This window comes from Streptomyces sp. MUSC 14 (genome assembly GCF_001866675.1).
Taxonomy (GTDB): domain Bacteria; phylum Actinomycetota; class Actinomycetes; order Streptomycetales; family Streptomycetaceae; genus Streptomyces.
This window is the reverse complement of sequence record NZ_MLYN01000015.1, coordinates 1-17,505: the sequence shown is the minus strand read 5'-3', so window position 1 is coordinate 17,505 and position 17,505 is coordinate 1. Positions and strand designations below refer to the sequence as shown.

At 75.6% G+C, this 17,505-nt stretch carries 12 protein-coding genes and 1 pseudogene; 7 read left to right on the top strand and 6 right to left on the bottom strand.

Going from position 1 to position 17,505, the window contains the following annotated elements; all coding sequences use genetic code 11:
- The first annotated feature begins 35 nt into the window (after positions 1-35).
- Positions 36-1,796: a putative nuclear RNA export factor SDE5 gene (locus tag BIV25_RS08645; protein ID WP_143076595.1), complete on the top strand. Its 1,761-nt coding sequence runs from the start codon at positions 36-38 to the stop codon at positions 1,794-1,796.
- Positions 1,793-4,960 (top strand): hypothetical protein, encoded by a 3,168-nt coding sequence (locus tag BIV25_RS08640; protein WP_071371596.1) that lies wholly within the window; start codon positions 1,793-1,795, stop codon positions 4,958-4,960. Before BIV25_RS08645 ends, BIV25_RS08640 begins: the two co-directional genes overlap by 4 nt.
- 15 nt (positions 4,961-4,975) lie before the next feature.
- Here BIV25_RS08640 and BIV25_RS08635 read toward each other — a convergent pair whose 3' ends face one another.
- From BIV25_RS08635 to BIV25_RS08620, 4 genes are all read right to left on the bottom strand, one after another.
- Complete coding sequence (locus tag BIV25_RS08635; RefSeq protein ID WP_071371595.1) at positions 4,976-5,185, bottom strand: radical SAM-modified peptide, FtsH ternary system-associated; 210 nt, start codon at positions 5,183-5,185, stop codon at positions 4,976-4,978.
- A gap of 4 nt (positions 5,186-5,189) precedes the next feature.
- A complete protein-coding gene (locus BIV25_RS08630; RefSeq protein ID WP_071371687.1) occupies positions 5,190-6,197 on the bottom strand; it encodes a radical SAM protein in 1,008 nt (335 codons plus the stop codon).
- Between the two features lie 74 nt (positions 6,198-6,271).
- A complete protein-coding gene (locus tag BIV25_RS08625) occupies positions 6,272-7,573 on the bottom strand; it encodes a hypothetical protein (RefSeq protein ID WP_071371594.1) in 1,302 nt (433 codons plus the stop codon).
- 23 nt (positions 7,574-7,596) lie between these two features.
- Complete coding sequence (locus BIV25_RS08620) at positions 7,597-8,433, bottom strand: hypothetical protein (RefSeq protein ID WP_071371593.1); 837 nt, start codon at positions 8,431-8,433, stop codon at positions 7,597-7,599.
- A 286-nt stretch (positions 8,434-8,719) separates the two neighbouring features.
- On the opposite strand from BIV25_RS08620, the gene BIV25_RS49150 reads away from it, so the two are divergent.
- The 3 genes from BIV25_RS49150 to BIV25_RS08605 all read left to right on the top strand — a co-directional run bounded on the left by BIV25_RS49150 (position 8,720) and on the right by BIV25_RS08605 (position 11,835).
- The gene (locus BIV25_RS49150; protein ID WP_071371592.1) at positions 8,720-9,007 is read left to right on the top strand and encodes a hypothetical protein; all 288 of its coding nucleotides are present in this window, start codon (positions 8,720-8,722) and stop codon (positions 9,005-9,007) included.
- 109 nt (positions 9,008-9,116) lie between these two features.
- Positions 9,117-11,186, top strand: coding sequence for a SpoIIE family protein phosphatase (locus BIV25_RS08610; RefSeq protein ID WP_071371591.1), 2,070 nt, complete (start codon positions 9,117-9,119; stop codon positions 11,184-11,186).
- Positions 11,187-11,226: 40 nt separating this feature from the next.
- Positions 11,227-11,835, top strand: coding sequence for a 2'-5' RNA ligase family protein (locus BIV25_RS08605; protein ID WP_071371590.1), 609 nt, complete (start codon positions 11,227-11,229; stop codon positions 11,833-11,835).
- Between the two features lie 160 nt (positions 11,836-11,995).
- Here the strand turns inward: BIV25_RS08605 and BIV25_RS08600 are convergent.
- Positions 11,996-13,132: pseudogene (locus BIV25_RS08600) on the bottom strand (ABC transporter substrate-binding protein); the annotation flags it as partial.
- Between the two features lie 204 nt (positions 13,133-13,336).
- Complete coding sequence (locus BIV25_RS08595; protein WP_079176511.1) at positions 13,337-16,201, bottom strand: SpoIIE family protein phosphatase/ATP-binding protein; 2,865 nt, start codon at positions 16,199-16,201, stop codon at positions 13,337-13,339.
- A 193-nt stretch (positions 16,202-16,394) separates the two neighbouring features.
- Here BIV25_RS08595 and panD point away from each other — a divergent pair, with 193 nt between their 5' ends.
- On the top strand, positions 16,395-16,814 hold the full coding sequence (gene panD / locus BIV25_RS08590) for an aspartate 1-decarboxylase (protein WP_071371589.1): 420 nt from the start codon (positions 16,395-16,397) through the stop codon (positions 16,812-16,814).
- Positions 16,815-16,856: 42 nt separating this feature from the next.
- The gene (locus BIV25_RS08585; protein ID WP_071371588.1) at positions 16,857-17,201 is read left to right on the top strand and encodes a GNAT family N-acetyltransferase; all 345 of its coding nucleotides are present in this window, start codon (positions 16,857-16,859) and stop codon (positions 17,199-17,201) included.
- The last annotated feature ends 304 nt before the right edge of the window (positions 17,202-17,505 follow it).

Below are 17,505 nucleotides of genomic sequence, written 5' to 3'. Positions count from 1 at the left end.
CGGCGGCAGCACCAGATCCACTCATCGGGGGACCCATGACCACTCCTTGGCGGCGCAAGAAGCGTCCGTTCCCGTTCGTCTTTCCCGCGCAGCCGGCTGCGCCGCCCCGGGCGGCCGCGTCACCACCGCCCGCAGGGCCCGCGTCCGCGGAGGTGCCGCCTCCCCGCTTCACCGCGGTCCCCGTGACCCCCGGCGGTCACGACGGGCCGCCCGCGCCGCCCGACGACCCGCCGCCCGGCGAAGGCGCGGGCGGCGACCCGGGGGAGCGCGGCGGGCCCCCTCGCTGGTCGGTCGCGGTCCGCTTCCCCTCCGCCCGCGCCGCCCTCGGGCATGTCGCGGCCACGGTGGAACTGGGCCCGCGGGCCCTGCGCAGATCACCCCACGACCACGCGGTGTGGACCCTGCTCCACCCCGGACAACAGCCCGCCCTCGACCTCGCCCCCGCCTACGGCGGCCTCGCCTGCCACGCCGACGCCGAAGGCCTGCTGTGGCCCGACGGGCCGCCGGGACACGACAACGCACCCGGCCCCGACACGGCGCACGGCCACGACACGCCCGCGAGCCGCTCCGCACGGGCCGTCGGACACCTGGCCACCGTCGCCGGATGGGACCGGTTCGGCCTCGCCGAACTGGCCGCGCACAGCCCCGAGGACACCCCGCCTTCCGGGCTCGGGGAGGTCGTCGTCCTCGCCCCGGGCGCCCTCGCCCGCTGGCTGCTGCGCCGCTGCCTGGCCACCGGGGTGGCGGTCACCTTCCAGCCCGTGGAGCGGCTCGGCCAGGGCGGCCGGAGCGATCCGGGCTGGCTGCTGCTGCGGCTGAGCGCCGCGTCCGGCGCCGTACCCGCCGGGCTGGTCGAGGCGTGCGGCCGGCTGCCCGGCACCGTGGCCTGCCGGGCGGCCGACCCGGACTTCCGGCTCCTGATCGACCTGCGGCTGCGGCTGCCCCTGGACGACGCCGTGCTGCTGGAGGACATCCCGCTCGGACGGCACCTCGTCGTGGAGCGCGCCGGGTCCGGCCCGCCGTGGCAGTGGCGGCCCCGCGACGACGAGCGGCCGGGCGGACTCCTCGACGCGCGCCCGGTGCTGGCCACCGGGGAGCCCGCGCGGACCTCCGTGCCCGTGCCGCCCCTCGGCCCCGCCGTACCGGTCCGCCTGGTGGCCAGTGCCCGCGCCCCGCACCGGGTCGACGCCGTGCTGATCGCGGACGCCGAACTCGCCCTGCTGCGCCGCTTCCTGCGCTCCCGGCCGCTGCACGAGACAGCCGTGGTCGCTTTCGGACCGGGCCGCCACCTGGTGACCGAACCCCCCGGACTCTGCCGGACCCTGCCCTTCGGCGTCCCCGTCTACCAGGCCGGACCCGGTGCCCTGTACCTGGAGAGCGGCTGCGTCCTCAACCCGCCGCTGCCCGACACCGCGCGCGACGAGGTGCTCGGCCTGAGTCCCGACGTCGTCACCGTGCTGTGCCGGGACGGCGCCTGGCGGCTGCGCCTGGAGGACGTACGGCCGGCCTGGCACCTGTGGGTGCCCGAGCCGCCCGCCTTCGCCGCCGGACTGTCCGGCCCCGCACGGGAGTTGCTGGACCGGGTCGCCGCCGCCGTACCGGAACCCGAGCCCGCCGCCCCGGCCCCGCCCCGCACCCCCGAGGCCGAGCGGCGCCGGCTCAACCAGGCCGCCATGGAGCACTCCCTGCGCGGCGAGTACCGCGCGGCCGCCGAACTCCTGGAACAGGCGGGCCACTTCCAGCGCGCCGCCCAGATGTACGAGCGCGCCGCCGCCGAGCTGGGTGAGGGCCGGTGAGTACACCGGCCGCCGGCGCCTGGAACGCCCAGCAGATCCTCACCGTGCCCGCGCCCGACGCCCGCTGCCTGTGCCTGTCGCCCGACGGCACCGGACTGGTCGTGGTGCACGCCGAGGACGTCGTGCGCTACGACGACGAGGGGCGCGTCGTGTGGCGGCTGCCCTGGCCCGGGCCGGCCCCCGCCGCCGTACGGCACTCCGGCACCGACGCGGCCGTGTGGAGCACCGACGGCGACCGCCTGTTCCTGCTCCGCGCGGGCCGCTCGGTCCTCCTGGACGCCGACACCGGTGACGCCGTGGAACTCCCCGCCGCGCTGCACACCGAGGGCGAGATCACGGCCCTCGCGCTGTCGCCCGACGCCCGGCACCTCGCGGCCGGGCTGGACTCGGGCGACGTCCTGCTGCTCGGCCGCGCCGACGGCACGGTGACCCGGCTGCGCGGCGTCGACCCGGTGGCGGAGGTGTGCTGGATCCCGGGCCGCCAGGACACCCTGTGTGTGGCCACCGCGACCTCCGCGCAGCTGTGGGAACCGCACGGCGGCACCATGACCGGCACCCTCGGCGGACTGTTCGAGGGCCTGCGCCGGGTCGCCTGCTCCCCGGAGGGCCGGACGATCGCCGTCGAGGACTACGCGGGACTGCGGCTGCTGGACCCCGGCTCCGGCCGGGAACTGGCCCGGGAGTTCGTGCCGTACCGGATGAACGCGCTGGCGTTCAGCCACGACGGCTCCCTGCTGATCGCCGGCTCCGCGCTGGAGGGCCTGCGTGTCCTCGGCCCGCGCCTGGACCTCCTCGGGCAGCTGCCCGGCCGGGTCACCGGACCCGGCGAACTGAGCCTGTCCGCGAGCGGACTGTTCGCCGCCCGGCTCGATCCCGGCACCGTCGCGGTGTGGGAACCGACCGGCGCCGTACCACGTTCGCGCCGGCGCCGCGCCCCGGCCGCGCTGCACCGCTGGGCCAACGCGATGGGCGTGACCGTCGGCAAGGTCCACACCCGCACCGGGGAACGGCCCCCGGGAGTGCTGCGCGCGCTGCGGCTGCCCGAGGCGGGGACCGGCTGCGTGGCGCCCGCACTGGTGTGGTCGCCCGACGGCGCCGGCCACTGGTGCGAGTCCGGCCCCGGCCGCATCCTGGCGTACGCCGCCGACGCCACCGGGCCGCACGGCTCGGCACCGGTGCCGAGCTTCCCGCACGGCTGGTACGACGCCGCCTGCCTGGCCGGCGACCGCCCGGTGCTGGTCCTGGCCGCCCACCACGAACAGGGCGTCAACCGCCTCGTGGACCCGCGCGACGGCACCGTGCTCGCCGAGCGCGCCGCGGGGCAGGCGGTCAGCGCCGACCCCGTGCGCCCGCTGCGCTGGGCGGTGCCCGAACCGGGCGCCGACCCGCGCACGCTGCAGGTGCACGACCTCGGCCCGGGCGGCGGCGGACCGCAGCGGCTGCCCGTCGAACACGGGGTGCGCCGGCCCGCCTGGTCCCCGGACGGCCGCCTGCTCGCCGCCGGCACCCGCGGCCGCGTCGTCGTCTGGGGCGTCGGCGCGGGCGGCCGCTGCCGACGGGTGCACGTGCTCGACTGGCCCGACCCGCGGGCCCTGGTGTGCCGGGTGGCCTGGTCCCCGGACGGCAGCCGGCTCGCCGCGACCGCGGGCAGCGCCGGCGGCCCGGTCGTGGTCTGGGACACCGGCACCTGGCGGCGGCTGCGGACCTTCGGCGAGGCCGGCGGCCGGGACTGGGCGCCCGCGCTGTCCTGGTGCGCCGACTCCCGGCTGCTGGCCTTCGCCACCGCCGAACAGGACTCCGTGGCCGAGGTCTGGGACACCGAGGAGCCACGCCGCGTCCGTGTGCTCGTGCCCCCGGACGGGGTCGGCGGGCATCTGTGGACGCTGCGCTGGTCACCGGTGGGCGACCAGCTCGCGGCCACCTACAACTCGGGCGCCGCGGTGCTGTGGGAGCTGTTCACCGGCGGCCCGCGCACCGCGGCCGCGCCGGCCGCGCCGAGCGGCCAGGAGGAACTGGTCCGCCTCGGCGTGCTGGCGGCCGCCCACGGCTTCGGCGTACCGCTGGACCTGCTCGGCGACGTCCTGGCCCTGCTGCGCGGCACCGTCCCGCCCCGGCTGCGCACCCTCGCCGACCACCGCGGTCTGCACGCGCTGCGCGAACTGGGCTGGCCGGGGCCCGCGTTGGCGGGACTGGCCCTGCTCCTGGTCGCGGACCTGCCCGCCGCCCCCGCGTACCTGGCCCCGCCCGAGGTCACCCCCGCCGACCTCGCCCAGGCGCTCGGCCGCGCGCTGACCGGCTCCTCCGTCCCCGCCCGCGCATCCGCCCCGGCCCTGACCGAACTGACCGCCGCCCTGGGCACGGTGGACGACCGGCTCGTGGCCCTGCTGCGCATCCTCGGCCCCGAGGCGGTCGCCGTCGATCCCACCCTGCCCGCCCGGATGCGCCGGCTGCGCCTCTCCCTCACCCCGCCAGGACCCGCCCAGCGCGCCCTGCTCGGCCTGCGCCTCCTGGACGGCGACACCGGGCTCGCCATGGGCGGCGCCGGCGGCACCGGCCGCTCCGGACTGGCCCGGCACGGCCCCGCCACCCGGCTGCTGCCCACCCAACTCGCCCTGCCCACGGAGCTGTTGCGAGCCCGGCATGCCCGGGACGAGCTGCTGTACCGCACCAGCAGCGGCCGGCTGCCGCGCGATCCGCACGGGCTGGTGCTGGTACTGGACGACACCCCCGCCACGCACGGCAAGGTCGGCTCCGTGCTGCGGCTGGCCGCCCATCTGATGGCCGTCACCGTGCTCCGGCTCGGCCGGCCCTGCGCGCTCGTGCCGCTCGGCGAGCCGTGGACGTCCCGGCTGCTGCTCGGCCCGGAGGACCTGGTCCATGTGTGGGCCGCCGGACCGCTGTCCGCGGGCGATGTGCCGGCCGCGTTCCGCGAGGCCGAGGTGGTCGCCGCCCGGCTCACCGCCGACCTGTCCGGGCCGCCCAGGATGGTCCTGCTGTCGCACCCCTACCTACGGCCCGTGCCCCGGCCCGGACTGCGCGAACTGCGCGTGCACTACCCGCGCGTGCCGTGGCGCGAGCCCGCCCGGCACCGCCAGGTCCTGCCGCCGGAACCCGCTCCGGAGGAACTGCGGGCGGCGCTGACGGCACTGCTGTCGGACGACTGAGACCCGTGCCGCCGCTCAGCCGCAGAGCATCTGCTCGATCGCGTCGGGGCCCAGCCGCTCCAGCAACTGCTCCAGCACCTCGGGCCGGAAGGCGTCGCCGAGCACCTGGACCCCGTCGCCGTCGACACGGATGCTGATCCGCACCAGGCGCCCCTCGGGATGCTCCTCGTACTCCTCGGGCTCGATCAGGTCGGGGATGTGCTCGACCATCCGGTACTCGGTCATCGCCTCACCATCGTCCTTCCGCCACGGTGCCGCACCGCGGGCACCTGCCGTCGTCGAGGAGGCTCTCGCCCAGCGCCCAGACGTCCCGCGCCACCACGGTCGTACGGCATCCCGCGCACCGGGTGGCCCGGCCGTCCGCGCCGAGGGCCCGCTCCACGTACACGTGCCGCAGCCCCGCCTCGTGCCCGATCCGCACCCCGGCCGCCAGCTCGGCCACCGGCGTGGGCGCGTGGCCGGTGCGGCGGTGGGCGGGGGTGGCCCGGACCAGATGCCAGGGGATCGCGGGATCCAGCGCGGCGAGCGCCCGGGCGATCGGGCGCAGCGTGCCGGGCCCGGCGGTGAGGCCGGGGATCAGCGGGGTCGACACCTCCACCCAGACCCCGCGCTCCCGCAGACCCGCGAGGGTGTCGAGGACGGGCCCCGGCAGGGCGCCGGTGAGTTCGCGGTGATCGCGTTCGTCGAGCGTCTTCACGTCGATGTTGACGGCGGCGACATGGCGCGCCGCGAGGCCGACGGCCTCGGGGGTGAGGAAGCCGTTGCTCTTCCAGACCACGTCCACCCCGAGCGGGCGGCCCGACTCGGCGAGCGCGGCCGTGAGTTCGATGGCCAGCGAGGGCTCGGTGTAGGAGATCGCGACACAGCCCGCGCGCGCGGCGGCCTGCGCGGTCACCTCCTCGGGGTCCACCGGCTCGGCGTCCCAGCGCACGGAGTCCTCGCGGCCGTACTGGGACATGCGGTGGTTGATGCAGTAGTCGCAGGCGAAGGTGCAGCCGGGCGCCGCCAGGGTGAGACAGGGCGTGCCCGGGCGGTAGTGGAAGAGCGGCTTGCGCTCGACCGTGTCCCAGTGCCGTACGGACGACGCGAACGTCGCCGTCTCCAGCCGGTCACCGGAGCGGCGGCGCACCCCGCACAGCCCGGTCTCACCGTCCTTCAGTGCACACCGGAACGGACACAGCAGGCACTGCACCCGCCCGTGCCGCCCACGGTGCAGCACCGCCGGTGTCCACCGCATCCCCATCCGCCGCCCCCCGTCCGGTCGGCACGCCGCCGCCAGCGTACCTCCGCTGTCCCGTCAACGTGCCGTGATCATCCATGAGTTGACCCGCTCGCGGCGTCGAGTGCGGCGAGCAGGGTACGGCCCGCCGCCCGGTGCGCGGTGTGGTGCCGTTCGTCGTGCTGCGCTTCCGGTCTGCCGCCGGCACGGGTGCCGGCGGCACGCAGGGCCAGTGCTTCGGAGACCGCGCGCTCGCCGACGTCCCGCCGGTCGTACGCGGCCGGGTCGCACCGGAAGGCCAGGGCGGCCGCGGCCAGCACCCCTGCCGTCGAGGAGCACCGGGACGGGCCCCCGGCCAGCAGTCGCCGGGCCCCTTCGGGCACGGCGGTGTCGGCGGACGCGCGCTCCGGGACGAGCAGTCCGGCGAGCGACAGCCCGTGCAGCCCGGACCAGCCGCCCGTCAGGAACGTCCGCGCCACGGCGTCCGCTTCATCGCCGTACCTGCTGTCCTCGCTGTTGTCGATGTCCATGATGTCCCGGTCCTGCGCGTCCGGGTGTCCCGCGAGGCGGGCGGCGGCAGCGGCCAGCCGCAGCCGGGCGCCGGGGGGCGGGTGCGGGCCGTCGAAGTCCCGTTCGTCCACGTTTCCTTCAGCCCCTTCGCCGTCGCCGTTGTCGAGCAGGTCGGCGAGTACGGCGGCGTAGGCGGGGCCGCACAGCACGGCGGCGCACACGTCGGCGAACGCCTCGCCCGCCCAGCGCGCCCAGTGCGCGCGCCGGTCCGGAGCCAGAGCGGCGCCCGCGACCCGCTCGGCGATCTCCGCGCCGAGGCCGCAGTCGTCGTCGACGTGGTGGGCGGCCTCGTGCGCCACGGTCAGCAGGGCGGGCAGATGGGAGCCGAAGGACCAGGGCACGTCGATCACCGGGAACGGCAGCCCGGCCGCGGCCGCCCGGCCCTCGGGCGTGTGGATGCCGCCCCGGGGCAGCAGATCGTGGTAGGCGCCGCCCCTGCGGTGGGCCCGCGGCGAGGCCGCCCGGCTGAAGCCGACGAGCGGCGGCTCCGTGGGCCGGGCGCCGGCGAGCCGCACGACCGGGCCGTACGTCTCCCAGGCCAGCTCGTCGGCGACGTCCAGGAAGCGGCGGTACGCACGTACCTGACGCAGCAGGAACCGGGTGCGGTAGAAGTCCCACACGTGGTGCAGGTCCAGCACCCGCCCCGGCACCTCGCGGGCACGCCCGTCCGCGAGCCGCACACGTACGTCGGCCACCGCGGCACCGAACAGCGCGCCCACCGCGTCGAGTTGACTGCGGTGCTTCTCCAGCGGTCCGCCCGCCCGGCTCATCGCCGCCCACTGACGCAGCTCCGCCTCCAGCCCGGCGACGGCGTGCTCGCGCACGGCCGCGCGCCGGGCGGGGGAGGTCAGGAGGCGTCCTGGGCCGGTGCCGTCGCCGGCTCCGCCGCCGGGAGGGGCTGGGGCGGGGATTCGAGGACGCCGGCGGGGTCGTCGCCGGCCTGCTCCAGCAGGAGGGGCGGTACGGGCTCCGCGTCCAGGCCGCGCCCGGGCTGGACCGGCCCGTACTCCTCGCGCACCCCGCCGAGCCAGGTGGTCCGCAGCCGTACGACACGGTGGAGCGGCGTGACGGACGCGCCGACCCACTGGAAGCCCAGGTGCCGGCTGCCCGCGATCCCTGCCGCGCCGGCGAGGTCGAGCAGGGACACCGGGCCGACGCCCGCGGACGTGGTCAGACGCAGCTCGGCGGCCGCTCCCGCACCTGCGGCCACCAGCACGGCGGCGGCCTCGGCCCGGACCACCTCGGTCACGGCGAGCAGGTCCGCGTCCCAGCGGCCCTCCCAGTAGCGGCGCACCAGCGCACGGGCCAGGGCACGGGTGTCCGTGACCCCGCTGCCGGTCATGCCGCGGTACGCCACGAGCGCCGCCCGCTCCCGGGCGAACCGCAGCAGCACACCGGCGTCCGCGTCGACGAGGGCCGAGAACAGCGGGTCGGTGGCGCCGGACGCCTTGAAACGCAGGTCGACACCGCCCCCGGCGTCGTACACGAACGAGCCCCGGGCCGCCGGTGCCGACTCCTCGCACGTGATCCGCCGGTCGCCCAGCGTCCCGGCCGTGCGCACGGAACCCCTGGCGTCGTGCAGGACGTCCCCGACGGCCACGTTCCGGAGCAGGGGCCAGGTCAGCCACCAGTCGCCCCACGCCTCGCGCAGGGCGTCCCGGTACACGGCGAACGCTTGGACCACGACGGTCGGCTCCTCCCTGCCCTCGCGCGGGCGCCGCCCGGGTGCCTCGGGCGCCCAGGGCGTCTGCGCGCAGGCTAGCAGCGGTGCCACCGGGACACGCCCGAACCGCCGTGATCGGCCGGGGAGTTGACCGGGCGCCCCCGCGGACGGAGGCCGTCGGAGCCCGGGGCGCCCGTCCGGCGGTCGCCGTCCCCCGGCTGCCGCGCCGGGTCCGGGCCGGGGACGGCACGACGGCGGGCCGGTACGCGCCCGTGAGGGGTGTCCCGCGCGGAGCTACGCTGCGGTCATGGAACTGACGGTCCTGGTCGTGCCGGAGTGTCCGCACACCGCGCCGCTGCGTGAGCGCCTGACCCGCGTCCTTCAGGGGTGTACCGACGTCACCGTGACCTGGCGCGAGGTGACCGACCCGGAGGAGGCGGAGCGCCTGGGCATGCACGGCTCACCGACGCTGCTGGTCGACGGCGCCGATCCGTTCGCCCGCCCGGACGAGGAGCCGAGCCTGTCGTGCCGGGTCCTCGGCCTGCCGTCGCCGGACCGGCTCCGCCGGGCCCTCGCCCGCCCGGACCGCCCCTGAGGCGGTGGTCCAGGTGTGTGCTGACGGGTTCTGGGCCGACGATGGATGAAGGCAGCACACCCGCCCGTACGGCGAGCGCCGAGGCGCCGAGCGGGAAGGACAATGAGGCATGGGCACGATGGACTCCTTCCGAGCAGGCCATGGCCGGCCGGTGACGGGTCCCGCCGCGCCCCCGAGTGGCCTGCTCGATCTGCTCAGCATCGCCGCGGTGGTGCTGAACGCGCAGGGCCAGGTGGTCTTCTGGAGCCCGAAGGCCGAGGAACTGTTCGGTTACACCGCGGTGGAGGCGCTGGGGCAGCACGCGGCCCGGCTGACGGTCCACGAGGAGCACCGGGACGCGGTGATCAAGGTGTTCGCCGAGGTCATGGAGTCCGGCAACGACTGGGCGGGGGCGTTCCCGATCCGGCACAAGGACGGCAGCACCCGCCTGGTGGAGTTCCGCAACATGCGGCTGCTGGACGACCTCGGTGACGTCTACGCCCTGGGCCTGATCGCGGACCAGGCCGCTGTGGAGCGGGTCGAGCGGGATGCCGCCCTGGCCATGCGTCTGGTGTCCCAGTCCCCGGTCGGGCTGGCCATCCTGGACCCGGACCTGCGGTACCTGGCCGTGAATCCGGCGCTCGAACGCATCACCGGACAGTCCGCCGCCGAGCGTCTGGGCCGGCCGGTCGGCGAGATCCTGACCTTCCTGGACACGGACCCCGAGGCACGTCTGCGCCGGGTCCTGGAGACCGGGGAGTCGGTCGTGGACCGGGACATCGTCTGTCATCCGCCCGGCGACCCGGACCACGAGCACGCCTGGTCCGTCTCGTACTACCGGCTGGAGGACTCCGGCGGACGGGTGCTGGGACTGGCCTACTCCGTGATCGACGTCACCGAGCGTCACCGGGCCGCCGCCGAGGCGGCACAGGCCCGGCAGCGGCTGGCCCTGATCGCCAGGGCCTCCGCCTGCGTGGGTACCACCCTCGACCTGGAGACGACGGCGCGCGAGCTCGCCGACGTCGTCGTACCGGACCTGGCCGACGTGGCGGCCGTGGACGTGCTCGACAGCGCCCTCGACTGCCGGAGCGCACCGCACGAGGGACCCGCGCTCTTCCGTGCCCTCGCGGTCAGCGCGGCCCACCCCACCGAGGCGGTCCGCGCGGCCGATCCGCCGGGGGAACTCGCCGCCTACGACAGCGATCGTCTGATCACCCGGTGCGTGCGTACCCGCCGGCCGGTACTCGTGCCCCACACCACCCGTCAGGATCTGGAGCGCATCGCCCGGCACGGCGAGGCGGCCTCCGCCCTGGAGGCGGGCGGCGTCCATTCCTACCTCGCCGTACCGCTGCTGGCCCGGGGTGAGGTCCTCGGCGCCCTCGACCTCGTACGCACCCGGAACCCCGTTCCGTTCGACGACGACGACGCCTTCCTCGCCGGTGAGCTGGCCGCACGGGCCGCGGTGTGCATCGACAACGCCCGCGGCTACCAGGCCCAGCGCCATGCGGCCCTCACCCTCCAGCGCAGCCTGCTTCCGGAGCGCCCGTCGCAGCTGCCCGGCCTGGACGTCGCCTGCCGCTACCAACCCGCGGGCGCCGCGAGCGAGATCGGCGGCGACTGGTACGACGCCGTCCCCCTCCAGGGCGACCGGACCGCCCTGGTCGTCGGGGACGTCATGGGCAGCGGCATCAACGCCGCCGCCACCATGGGCCAACTCCGCAGCGCCGCCCGTGCGTTCGCCGAGCTCTCCCTCGCCCCCGCCGAGGCCCTCCAGCACCTGGACCGGCTGACCGAAGGCATCGAGCAGACCATCACCACCTGCATCTACTGCGTCTACGACCCGCACCGGGCCGAGTGCGAGATCTGCCTCGCCGGCCATCTGCCGCCGGCCCTGCTGCGGGCCGGCCGGGCGGCACAGCTGCTGGACCTGCCCACCGGCGCGCCGCTGGGGGTCGGCGGGGTGCCCTTCGAGGCCGCCACGATCGCCTTCCGCCCCGGCGACGCGCTGGTCCTCTACACCGACGGCCTGGTCGAGACCCGCAGCGAACCCATCGACGCTCGCCTGGACGCCCTCCTCGACGCCCTCACCGCGACGTGCGGCCACGATCTCGAGGTCACCTGCGACCGCATCCTGGAGCTGCTGCGCTCGTCCGGCGGTGAGGACGACGTGGCGCTGCTCATCGCCCGAGCCCGGCCCTGAGCCCCGGACCTGACCGGGACGTGCTGCGGAGGAGGGCGGTGTGGACGGGAACGCGGAGGCCGGCGGGGCCGAGCCGGTGGACGTGCTCGACGCGGCGCCGACGGCCCGGACGGCGGTGGCGTGGTTGCCGCCGCCGGAGCTCTGGCCGGCGATCCAGGAGATCCGCCTGGAGCACGATCCGCAGGTACGGCGCTGGCCGCCGCACGTGAATCTGCTGTTCGGCTTCGTGCCGGAGGAGGAGTTCGCGCGGGCGGTGCCGCTGCTGCGCGCCGGAGCGGCGCAGACGGCGCCGTTCCCGGCGCGACTGGGCGGGGCGCGGTACTTCCGGCACCGGCGCTACGCGACGGTGTGGCTCGATCCGGCGTCGGCGGGCGCGGCGCCCTGGGCCCGTCTGCACCGGGCACTGGCGGCGCGGTTCCCGCTCTGCGGTGCGCGTGGCGGCCGCTTCACCCCGCATCTGTCGCTCGGCCGGACCCAGGACCCGCGGCGGCTCGCCGCCGAGTGCACGGCCCGGCTCGGCACCCTGTCGGCCGTGGTCGAGGACGTGGTCCTGCTCTCCCGGCACGGTGACGAACCGATGCGCCCCCGGGCCGTCATCGCCCTGGGCACGGGCGAGGTCCGCTTCCCACGTCCGGGTGCCGGACTCTGAGCGGCGGGACACACCTCGCGGCCGGCGGGTGCCAAGCGCTCCGCCGGAAGTGCCGCAATGTGCCGTCGGTCATCCGCGGGTCCGCCGTGGCTGGTCGCGCAGTTCCCCGTGCCCCTTCGGGGCGCCGCCGAACCGCACCGGACTTCGCCGGACCCGCTTGGCCGGGGACGGCCTTCGCCCAGCCCTGGACGACCGTCTCGCGCGCCTTCTCCAGTTGGGCGTCCGTCGGGAACTGCGGCGTTCCCTCGACCGTCGGCAGGCGTGCGGCGGCGGCCGTGTCGAGGGTGCCGTCCTGCCGCATGGCGTCCATGAGTACCGGGCGGGCGTAGGCGCGCAGCCGGAGGTTCTGGCCCTCCGGGCTGAAGAGGTACTCCTGCCACAGGCGGGCGGCCGCCGGGTGCGGGGCGCGCTTGTTGGTCGCCAGTGCGTAGTACTGGGCGAAGCTGCCGTCGAAGGGGATCGCGACCTGCCACTTCACGCCCTTGTCGCGGAGCTGGTCGGTGTAACCGAGGTTGACGTAGTCCCAGTTGATGCTGATCGGGGTCCGGCCGCTCGTGATCGTCGCCGCGTCGGAGTCGACGGGGTTGAAGTTGCCGCGCCTGTCGAGCTCGGCGAAGAAGTCGAGGCCGGGCCGGATGTTGTCGAACGACCCGTTGTTCGCCAGCGCGGCCGCGTAGACGCTGGCGAAGGCGGTGGCCGACCGGGGCGGGGCGCCTTCGAGCGCGACCTTGCCCTTGTAGGCGGGCTTCAGCAGATCGGCGAAGGTCTGCGGACAGGGCGTGACCCGGTGGGCGTCGCAGCCGATGGAGATGTAGCCGCCGTAGTTGTTGGTCCAGCGGGCCTTGTCGTCCTTCTGATTACCGGGGATCTGATCGAAGGCGGCCACCTTGTACGGCGCGAGAAGGTTCTGTGCCGCCGCTCTGCGGGCGAACGTGTCGCCCACGTCGATCACGTCCGGCGCCGTCGGCCGGCTCCCCCTCTTCGCCAGGGCGTCGATCTCGTCCTCGCTGTGGCCCAGCGGATTCTCCACCGTGACCTTGATCCCGTACTTCTTCTCGAAGCCGTCGATCAGGCTTCCGTAGCCCGCCCAGTCGCGCGGCAGCGCCATCGCCCTGAGCGCGCCCTCCCGCTGCGCCGCGGCGATCAGGGCGCGCATGCCGCCCACGCTCTCGGCGGACGTGGCCGCCGACGGCTTCACGGGCCCGGCGGCCGGTGTGCTCTCGCATCCGCTCAGCCCGAGTGCCGCGAGAGCGAAGCAGCCGACGACCGCCGCTGTTCTGGCACACGGTGCGGTCACGGCTGCTCCCGGACGTGGAGGGACGAGGCGCTCACCTCGCCCCGCTGCCGGCGGCGCCACCGGGTCCGCGGCGGCGGGCCGTCCGTGTCTCCCGTCCTGTCCGGCTCCACGGCGCCGACAAACGCTGACAAAATGGTCATCGAGGCCAGGGTACCCGGCCGTCTCGACGGCGGAATGCCGTCCGGGAGGCCCGGGATCCGTCCTCTACAGCGCGATGTCGTCCCACTGGTCGAGCAGGGGATCGCCGAGTCCCTCCGCCTCCGGCGTGGCGTCGTGCTCCAGGGACCGCTCGGCCCAGATGACCTTGCCGGTGGCGGTGTAGCGGGTTCCCCAGCGTTCGGCGAAGCGGGCGACCAGGAAGAGCCCGCGGCCGCCCTCGTCGGTGACCTTCGCCCGGCGCAGCCGGGGCGAGGTGCTGCTGCCGTCGGCGACCTCGAAGATCAGGGTGCCCGCATCGGGGCCGCCGTCCGGCTCCGTACGGAGCAGTCGTACGGAGATGGGCTCGGCGCCGTAACGGACGGCGTTGGTGATCAGCTCGCTGAGGATGAGTTCGGCGGTGAAGGCGACCTGCTCCAGCCCCCACTCCGCCAGCCGGCGGGCGCAGGCGGTGCGCACGGGGGCCACCGCCGCCGGGTCACGGGGCACCTCCCACTCGGCGACCTGATCCGGTCCGAGCCGGCGCGTGCGGGCCACCAGCAGCGCGATGTCGTCCCGGGGGCGGTCGGACAGCATGGCCTCCATGACCGCCGTGCACGTGGCCTCCGGCGTGCGCTCGGGCCCGGTCAGGGCGTCGCGCAGGGCGGCCGTGCCGACGTCCGGGTCACGGGTGCGGTCCTCGATCAGTCCGTCGGTGTAGAGCACCAGGCGGGCGTTCTCGGGCACGGTGAGTTCGGTGGTCTCCACCGGCAGGCCGGCACCGAGTCCCAGCGGCGGCGAGACGGACAGCCGGGGAAACTCGACGGTCCCGTCGGGCCGGACCACCGCCGGTCCGGGGTGGCCCGCGCTGGCTACGGCCAGCCGCCCGGAGGTGGGGTCATAGACGGCGTACTGGCAGGTCGCCCCGCTGATCACGCCCTGCTCCTGCTCCGCGATCACCCCCTGCTCGTGCTCCGGCGCGCTGACCTCCTCGGCGTCGATCTGCGCCACCAGCTCGTCCAGCCGGCCCAGCAGCTCCTCCACCGGCATGTCGAGTCCGGCGAAGTTGTGCACGGCGGTGCGCAGCCGGCCCATGGTCGCCGCCGCGTGCAGTCCGTGGCCCACGACATCGCCCACGACCAGCGCCACCCGGGTGCCGGACAGCGGGATGACGTCGAACCAGTCCCCGCCCACTCCGGACTGGGCCGGCAGATAGCGGTAGGCGACGTCGAGGGCGGACTGCCGGGGCAGCGCGCGGGGCAGCAGACTGTGCTGGAGGGCGACGGCCATGGAGTGCTCGCGGGTGTAGCGGCGGGCGTTGTCGATGCACACCGCCGCCCGGGCGGCCAGCTCCTCGGCGAAGGGCACGTCCTCGTCCTCGAAGGGCGGGGAGCCCCTCGCGCGCCAGTAGACCACCACGCCCAGCACCACGCCGCGGGCGCGCAGCGGCACCGCGAGCATGGAGAGGATCCCGTGCGCGAGGATCCGCCGGGCGCCTTCGGGGTGCTGGACCTGCCAGGCGTCGGACGTGCTCAGGTCCGCGACCAGGACCGGGCGGCCCTCGGTCATCGCCACGGAGACGGGGTGGGCCGGGACGGGCCGCATCAGCTCGCCGACGGGGTGGAGGGGACGGTCCGCGTCCAGACCGGCGACGGCGCAGCGCCGCAGCTCGGTGCTCCCGGCGGGCGCGGCGGAGGTCTCCTCGCCGCGCAGGACCGGGTCCAGCAGATCGACGGTGGCGATGTCGGCGAACCGGGTCACCGCCACCGCGGCCAGTTCCTCGGCCGTGCGCGTCACGTCGAGCGTGGTGCCGATCCGCATCCCGGCGTCGTAGAGGGACTGCAGCCGTTCGCGCGCCACCTCCGCCCGGCCGGTCAGGGCCCGCAGCTCGGTGGTGTCCCGGAGCGTGACCACACTGCCGCCCGGTCCGTGCGGTGCGGTGAGCCGCTTGCTCACGGCGAGCAGCCGGTCGGCGGCCAGGTACACCTCGTCGGTGGCGGGGCGGTCGGAGGCCAGCAGGCCGGCGAGGTCCTCGTCGAGCCCCAGCTCGGTGACGGGCCGCCGCTCCGCGTCCGCCGGCAGGGCCAGCAGCCGCCGGGCCTCGTCGTTGGCCAGCAGCAGCCGGCCGTCACCGCCGACGATCAGCACCCCTTCCCGCACCGCGTGCAGCACCGCGTCGTGGTGCTCGTACATCCGGGTCATCTCGGTCGGCCCCAGGCCGTGGGTCTGCCGCCGCAGCCGCCTGCTCACCAGGGCCGAGCCGACCGCGGCGACGACCAGGGCGGCGCCGGCGCCGACGACGAGGACCGGCAGCTGCTGGTTCACCTTGTGCTGCACCCGCTCGACCGTGACGGGCACGGACACGATGGCGATGACCGAACCGCCGGGATTCCGGACGGGCACCGCCGAGATCACGGAGAGCCCCAGTGCGCCCTGGAACGTACTCGTGAACGGCCGGCCGGTCGCCGCCGCCGCGTAGGGCCCGATGACGCGTCTGCCGACCTGCCGCGGGTCGCTGTGGGCGATGGTGATCCCGTCCAGCCCGTACACGATGACGGCGTCGACGCCGGTGGTCCTCTTGGCCGCCTCGGCGTGCGGCTCCAGCGCCGCGGTCGGGTCGGTGCTCTCCAGTGCCGCCACGGTCCCGGGGGCGTTCGCGAACGTCTGCGCCACGGTGAGGGTCCGGTTGCGCGCGTCCGACATCACGTCGCGCTGCGCCTGCACGACGAGCGCCACCAGGGCGGCGGCGACGAGCAGCATCGCCACCGCCAGCTGGAGCAGGAAGACCTGGCCCGCGAGGCTGCGCAGACTCAGCAGGGAGCCCGACCGCCACGGCGCTCCCACCCGGCGGCGCCGACCGGGCCGACGGGCCCGCCGGGACGCGTCCGACGGATCGGACGCATCCTGTCCGGACTGACCGGAAACTCCGCTCATACCACCTTTCTATCGTTTCGCGGGGTGGACCACGAAGCGACAGGGGGGCGGACGGGTCCACTCGGGGACGTCGCCGAGCGCGCGGGCCCGCACCCGGCGGCGGCTGACCGGGGACGCGAATCGAGGTAGCCTCCCGTAGACCGCCCTTGACCTGCACATGCGGGCAGGGAGCAGACGAATCGGGAGTTCCTTCGTGTTGCGTACCATGTTCAAGTCCAAGATCCACCGGGCCACCGTCACCCAGGCCGACCTGCACTACGTGGGCTCGGTGACCATCGACGCGGACCTTCTCGACGCCGCCGACCTGCTGCCCGGCGAGCTCGTGCACATCGTCGACATCACCAACGGCGCCCGGCTCGAGACGTACGTCATCGAGGGCGAGCGCGGTTCCGGGGTCATCGGGATCAACGGAGCCGCCGCCCATCTGGTGCACGCCGGCGACCTGGTGATCATCATCAGTTACGCTCAGGTCTCCGACGCCGAGGCGCGACAGCTGCGGCCGCGGGTGGTGCACGTCGACGGCGGCAACCGGATCGTGTCCCTCGGCGCCGACCCGTCCGAGCCGGTGCCCGGCTCGGACCAGCAGCGCAGCCCGCAGGCCCGCCCGGCCTGACGGGTCCGCCGGACCAGGACGAGACCAGGAGCGTGTGAGCCCATGAGCGAGATCGAGATCCGCGACGACCGGGCGGCGGGCCGCCTGGAGGCCGTCGGCGCGGGCGAGGTCGTCGGCCACGTCGAGTACTTCGTGCTGGAGTCGCCCGCGCGGGCCCTGGTCCCGGTCCACACCATCGTCGAGCCCGCCCACGAGGGCAAGGGCATCGCCGGCGCGCTCGCCCGTGAGCTCTACGCCCTCGCCGAGCGCGAGGGCGTCCCGGTGGCCCCGCTGTGCCCGTACGTCGTCAAGTGGGCCGAACGCCACCCCGAGGCCGCCCCGCCTGCGTCCCCGGAGCTGCTGTCGGCCGCGAGGCAGTGGCTGCGGGAACACCCTGGCCGTTTCTGAGCGCATGGCTCGCCTTGCCGGGTGAGCGCCCCGGGGGCCGTCGGGCAGAGGGGGGTTGGTCCGGTGGGACGGGCGCTACCCCGAGGTCGCCCGTCGGTGGACGGGGCGTTGCTGTCGGCCGCGAGGTAGCGGTTGCGGGAACACCCTGGCCGTTTCTGAGCGCATGGCTCGCCTTGGCGGGTGAGCGCCCTGGGGGCCGTTGGGCAGAGGGGGGTCGGTCCGGGTGGGACGGGCGCTACCCCGAGGTCGCCCGTCGGTGGACCGGGAGCTGCTGTCGGCCGCGAGGCAGTGGCTGCGGGAACAC